Origin of the sequence: Pseudomonas sp. TH31, from assembly GCF_016650815.1 — a bacterium.
In the GTDB taxonomy this organism is placed as follows: domain Bacteria; phylum Pseudomonadota; class Gammaproteobacteria; order Pseudomonadales; family Pseudomonadaceae; genus Aquipseudomonas.
Window position 1 is genome coordinate 597,684 of record NZ_JAEKEZ010000033.1, and the last position, 6,199, is coordinate 603,882.

At 57.3% G+C, this 6,199-nt stretch carries 7 protein-coding genes; 5 read left to right on the top strand and 2 right to left on the bottom strand.

The features are described from left to right. The first annotated feature begins 77 nt into the window (after positions 1–77). Positions 78–416, top strand: coding sequence for a putative quinol monooxygenase (locus JFV26_RS28410; protein ID WP_201189185.1), 339 nt, complete (start codon positions 78–80; stop codon positions 414–416). Positions 417–443: 27 nt separating this feature from the next. Here the strand turns inward: JFV26_RS28410 and JFV26_RS28415 are convergent, their stop codons facing one another. Next, positions 444–824, bottom strand: a complete 381-nt coding sequence (locus JFV26_RS28415) for a response regulator (protein WP_201189187.1) — start codon at positions 822–824, stop codon at positions 444–446. Between the two features lie 100 nt (positions 825–924). Then, positions 925–1,560 (bottom strand): response regulator transcription factor, encoded by a 636-nt coding sequence (locus JFV26_RS28420; RefSeq protein ID WP_201196986.1) that lies wholly within the window; start codon positions 1,558–1,560, stop codon positions 925–927. A gap of 388 nt (positions 1,561–1,948) precedes the next feature. Here JFV26_RS28420 and JFV26_RS28425 point away from each other — a divergent pair, with 388 nt between their 5' ends. The 4 genes from JFV26_RS28425 (at position 1,949) to JFV26_RS28440 (ending at position 6,015) form a co-directional block, all read left to right on the top strand. Beyond that, positions 1,949–2,455, top strand: a complete 507-nt coding sequence (locus tag JFV26_RS28425) for a hypothetical protein (RefSeq protein ID WP_242487928.1) — start codon at positions 1,949–1,951, stop codon at positions 2,453–2,455. Between the two features lie 116 nt (positions 2,456–2,571). Then, complete coding sequence (locus JFV26_RS28430; RefSeq protein WP_201196990.1) at positions 2,572–3,396, top strand: alpha/beta fold hydrolase; 825 nt, start codon at positions 2,572–2,574, stop codon at positions 3,394–3,396. Between the two features lie 74 nt (positions 3,397–3,470). After that, a complete protein-coding gene (locus JFV26_RS28435) occupies positions 3,471–4,904 on the top strand; it encodes a catalase (protein ID WP_201196992.1) in 1,434 nt (477 codons plus the stop codon). Positions 4,905–5,001: 97 nt separating this feature from the next. After that, positions 5,002–6,015, top strand: coding sequence for an alpha/beta hydrolase (locus tag JFV26_RS28440; protein WP_201196994.1), 1,014 nt, complete (start codon positions 5,002–5,004; stop codon positions 6,013–6,015). The last annotated feature ends 184 nt before the right edge of the window (positions 6,016–6,199 follow it).

Consider the following 6,199-nt stretch of genomic DNA (forward strand, 5'->3'; position numbering starts at 1 on the left):
GGGTCATCAATAGAGTCTTTGTCATCGCTTGGCAGTGCTGAGCCGCACATCAGAGAACCATTATGAATCGGCAGCCTTTGACCAAACTCGTTTTGATTCATGCCCGTCCGGACCGTCTACCAGGGTTGTGGCAATGGTTGAGTGACTCGGTTACGCGTACTCGGGAAATCGATGGTTGCCTGCACTGCCAATTGCACGTCAGTTGCCGAAGTCCACAGCATTGGATCATTCATGGCGTATGGAGCGGCGAAGATGCACTGCAAGCGGGTCTGACGCAGGAACTGCAACGTGCTTTCGAGGGCATGCTCGATAGTCATGCGTTGTTGTCGATCATGATCTACGGTGATGACGGCTGTTTACCACCGGTGGATTTGCTCAACGATATCGAGCCCGTATCAGAGGACCCAATGGGCTGACGATAGCACTGGCATCTGTTTGGTCGTTCAGTCCAGATCCTGGACTGCCAACGCCATTTCTACGCAATTGAGCAGGATCTGCGCCTCGAATGGTTTCTGTAGCAGAGACATCGCACCGCTGGCCCGCGCGTGGGCGTGAATATCCTGCTCGGTACGCGCTGTCATCAAAATCACCTTCGCCTTATCGTCAGCAGCTATCAGAGTGTGGGTTAGATCGATGCCGCTCATACCGGGCATCTGGATATCGGCAATAACGCAGGCGAAGCGCAAGGTATCACCAGAGTCGAAAAAAAACTCGGCGCAAGCAAAGTGTTCAATCCTGTAGCCCATCGAACGCAGCAGGCTGGAGGTCGCCAGACGCAAGGATTCGTCGTCGTCGATAATGGCTATGAGAGGGGCATGCGTCACTATGAAGGTCCTCAGTGCGAGCACCCCGGTAAAACCGGTGCGTGTCGCGACTCGTGAACAGCATGCCTGAGTACGTGAGCCGTTTAAATCATACAGAGGTTCATGTTGGCAGACTTCCGTCCGGCTGCAGGTGCAGTGCGCTGGCCATCTTCACCAGTTCGGCCAATGAGCGTGCGTGCATTTTCTGCATGGCATGGCCACGATGGATCTTCACTGTGATCTCGCTCAACCCAAGCGTCGCGGCCGCCTGCTTGTTCATCTTGCCGGCGGTGACCTGCGCCATCACTTGTCGTTCGCGCGGGCTCAAGCTGGAGAATCGATCGCGCAGTTGTGCGGTATCGCGGTGCTGCTGGCGTTGCAGGCGATCCTTGTCGATCGCGGCCGCAACGGCATCCAACATGTCCTGATCACGAAAGGGTTTGGTCAGGAAGTCCACGGCACCGGCTTTCATGCTGCGCACAGACATCGAGATATCGCCGTAGCCGGTCATGAACACCACAGGGATCGGGATATTCAATTCAAGCAGCTGACTCTGGAAGTCCAGCCCACTCTTGCCCGGCAGGCGCACATCCAGTACCAGACAGGCCGGACAATCCGGTCGCTCGGCACTCAGAAAGTCCTGTGTCGCACCATACAACCGGGTGGCGATGCCAACCGAGCGAAACAAACTGTCGAGCGCACTGCGCAGTGACGCGTCGTCATCGATGATGTGCACCAACGATACCGGCTCCGGCATTAGGCTCTCCTTGATGGGGTGGTTCAGCTCCAGAGCAGCTTGCCGTGCTGCGCCTAGATCCAGTCATTCTATCCACTGCTCGGGCATGGAACATAGAAGCATCGGGCTGTGCGCCGGGACATTGGTTCAGCCGACTCATACCTAAGTATGTTTGCCAGCGCGCAGTCCTGCTGCTGCAACGTGCAGTCGCACGTCCTTTCATACCTAGATATAGGTATGACGACCCTTCGTAGAATGGTTCGAGCCGTGATGGATTTTTATAGTCAGTCACACAGGACAAAGCCTTCGCGTGCACCCGTGCCGACGGTACTACCGTGAAGCCGCTTGGGCATACGCAAGTCCTCACTCGCGATTCAACTGCATGAGGTAAAAGACCATGGCTAACTCAATGTCTGCACTCGGCATCCTCCATACCACACTGAGCATGGTGCCCTTCATCGCCGGCGCTTACGGCTTTTTCCGTCACGGGCGCATTGATCCTGCCAGTCAGATCGGTCGCTGGTACCAATACAGCATGCTGGCTTCAGTGATTACTGCCTTCGGTCTGTCCAGTACGGGAGGATTCAACAGCGGTCACGCACTAGGCATCCTTGCGTTGACAGCCATTTTTCTAGGCAGAAATGCTCTCCACCTGCGTCCTCTGGGCAGAGCCAGGGAGTATTTGCAGGTCAGCAGCATGACGTTCAGCTACTTGGTACTGATGATCCCCGGGCTCAACGAAACCCTCTCGCGCCTGCCGGTGGGCAACCCTATCGGCCACGGTCCTGACTCGCCTCAGGTCAAGGCTGCTCTGCTAGTTGCTCTGCTGGTCTTTCTGCTCGGCCTGTCCTACCAGTTGCTGCGTCTGCGCGCACGACTTGCCCTGCTCCAGAGTAGTTATCAGACGCATGGCTGACCCTCATTCCGATCAAGCCTCCAGGACCTTGCGTTGATTGACGGGCACCCGCACGGCTTGAGTACACCACGGCATTCACTCGCAACATCTAACTCAAAGCGAAGAGGGGCACAACTATGAGCACTATTACCACCCGCGACGGCAGCGAAATCTATTACAAGGACTGGGGCCGCGGTCAGCCCATCGTGTTCAGTCACGGCTGGCCTCTGAATGCCGACAGCTGGGAATCACAAATGCTCTTCCTGGCTGCCAGGGGCTACCGGGTAATCGCCCATGATCGCCGCGGTCATGGGCGTTCCAGCCAGCCTTGGGACGGTAATGAGATGAATACCTACGCTGACGATCTGGCCGAGTTGATCGAGACCCTAGACCTTAAGGACGCGGTGCTGTTGGGTTTCTCGACCGGCGGCGGCGAAGTGGCCCGCTATATTGGCCGGCACGGTACCAAGCGCGTGGCCAAGCTCGGCCTGATCTCCTCCGTCCCGCCGCTGATGCTCAAGACCAAGGCCAATCCTGGCGGCTTGCCGCGCGAGGTGTTCGATAGTATCCGCGCCGGGGCCCTGGCCGACCGTTCACAGCTGTACAAGGATATCGCCAGTGGCCCGTTCTACGGCTACAACCGTCCGGGCGTCAAACCCTCGCAAGGATTGATCGACGCGTTCTGGATGCAGGGCATGATGGCGGGGCACAAGAGCGCCTACGACTGCATCGAGGCGTTCTCGGAAACCGACTTCACCGAAGACCTGAAAAAGTTCGACGTACCAACCTTGGTCCTGCATGGTGACGATGACCAGATCGTTCCCATTGGAGCGGCCGCACTGGCCTCGGCAAACCTGATCAAGGATGCACGACTGCTGGTCTATCGCGGCGCCCCGCATGGTCTCACTGATACCCACAAAGACCAGCTCAACGCTGACTTGCTGGCTTTTATCGAAAGCTGAATTACGCATGTGCCGCCTGCCGGCAATGGTGTGCGGCGTTGTGCGTCCGTGATACGGCTCAGGAGCAAGCAAGAATGAAAAAACTCACCACCGCCTTCGGCTCCCCGGTCGTCGACAACCAGAACATCCAGACGGCCGGCCCACGCGGTCCGGCACTACTGCAGGACATCTGGTTCCTTGAGAAACTCGCCCACTTCGATCGGGAAGTGATCCCCGAGCGGCGTATGCATGCAAAGGGCTCCGGTGCCTATGGGCACTTCACTGTGACTCATGACATTACCCCCTACACCCGGGCCAGGATTTTCTCGAGTATTGGCAAGCAGACTGAACTATTCGTGCGTTTCTCTACTGTGGCCGGTGAACGCGGCGCGGCGGATGCCGAGCGCGACATCCGCGGTTTCGCCCTCAAATTCTACACCGAGGAGGGTAACTGGGATCTGGTCGGAAATAACACGCCGGTGTTCTTTATCCGCGACCCGTTGAAGTTTCCCGATCTTAATCACGCGGTCAAACGCGACCCGCGCACCGGCATGCGTAGCGCGCAGAACAACTGGGACTACTGGACCCTGCTGCCCGAGGCGCTGCACCAGATCACCATCGTTATGAGCGACCGTGGCATCCCGCGTAGTTATCGGCATATGCACGGTTTTGGCAGCCATACGTTCAGCTTGATCAACGTCGACAACCAACGCTTCTGGGTGAAATTCACTTGGAAAACCCAGCAGGGCATCGAGAACCTGAGCGATGCCGACGCGGCGCAACTGGCTGGCGGCGACCGCGAGAGCCACCAGCGCGACTTGTTCACCAGCATCGAAAGCGGCGACTTTCCGCGCTGGACCCTTTATGTGCAGGTGATGCCGGAGCATGAGGCGGGAGTTTACTCCATCAACCCGTTCGACCTGACCAAGGTCTGGCCGCGCCAGGATTACCCGTTGTTTGAAGTCGGTATATTGGAACTCAATCGAAACCCGGACAACGTCTTCGCCGAGGTCGAGCAGGCCGCCTTCAATCCGGGCAACGTGGTGCCAGGCATCGGCTTCTCACCGGACAAAATGCTCCAGGGACGACTGTTTTCTTACGGCGACGCGCAGCGCTACCGCCTCGGCGTGAATCACTCGCTGATCCCGGTCAACGCCCCGCGCTGCCCGGTACACAGCTACCACCGTGATGGCCAGATGCGTGTCGACGACAACCGGGGGGGGCTACTCGGCTACGCGCCCAACAGCGCTGGGGAATGGGCCGAGCAGCCGGACTTCGCCGAACCGCCACTGAGCCTGGAAGGTGCCGCCGGTCACTGGAATCACCGCGTCGATGACGACTATTTTTCGCAGCCCCGTGCGTTGTTTCGTCTGATGTCGGCTGCCCAGCAACAGATGCTGTTCGACAATACCGCACGAGCCATCAACGGTGCTTCTCACGAGGTGATCGAACGGCATATCGGAAATTGTACCCAGGCTGATCCAGTTTATGGCGCAGGCGTCAGGACTGCCATTGAGCGTCTCGCCTGAACCGCCTTTATAACGAGGCGTTCGCCTGCTCGACTTAACAAGTGGGCGACTGAAAAGTACTACACGTCTTGAGTTTTTATTTTGCTGGAGCATTACCATGAACTTCAAAAAGACTTTTGCAGTGTTTGTACTCACTGCTTTCGTTAACGTTGCCTTCGCCGGCACGCCGGGTGTTGAACACAATGTCCAGAACTTCCTTGATGTACTCAACTCAGGTAACGGCAAACCAATGGAGCAGCTTTCTCCTCAAGATGCCCGGGCCGTGTTGGTTGGGGCGCAAGCAGGGGCAAAAGTGGCTTTGCCGAAAGCTGATGTCAGCGAAAAAACCATCACCATTGTCGGTCAACCACTGAAGTTGACGATCACTCGTCCGGCAGGTGTCAAAGGCGTGCTGCCCGTATTTATGTTCTTCCACGGCGGCGGCTGGATCCTGGGGGATTACCCGACTCATGAACGTCTAGTGCGTGATCTGGTGACCTACTCCGGCGCGGTGGCGGTGTTTGTCAATTACACACCCTCACCAGAAGCACATTACCCGGTAGCGATCAATCAGGCCTACGCCGCGACCAAGTGGGTCGCTGAACACGGTAAGGAAATCAACGTCGACGGTTCTCGTCTGGCGGTGGCGGGTAACAGCGTTGGCGGCAACATGGCAGCCGTTGTCGCGCTCATGGCCAAGGATAAAGGCACACCGAAAATCCGCTTCGAAGCGCTGCTGTGGCCGGTGACCGATGCCAACCTGGAAACCGCTTCGTACAACGAATTCGCTACCGGAAAATTCCTGACTAAAAACATGATGGCGTGGTTCTGGGACAACTACTTCCCTGATGCAGGCAAGCGCAAGGATGTCTACGCATCGCCGTTACAAGCCACTGTCGAACAGTTGAAGGGCCTGCCTCCCACCTTGGTTCAGACCGCCGAGTTTGACGTCCTGCGCGATGAAGGTGAAGCCTACGCTCGCAAACTGGACTCTGCCGGGGTCAAGGTGACAGCTGTGCGTTACAACGGCTTGATCCACGACTACGGTCTGCTGAACGCCCTGAGCACCGTACCTGCTGTGCAATCGGCTATGCAGCAGGCGGGTGAGGAGTTGAGGCGCCATCTGAAATAAAGCTCGAAGCAGATTCAAGCAGCGCAGTTGGGTTCAAATTGCGCTGCTTTACTTTCACCAGTAGCCACTCTGCAAACCCATCGAACGGAGGGGCACCTCATACGGTAGCCTCGCCCTCCTCCTGACGGCTGAGCAGCAGCCGGATTCTATGGACCAGCGCATTCATCGATTGAGCAGTGCTTAG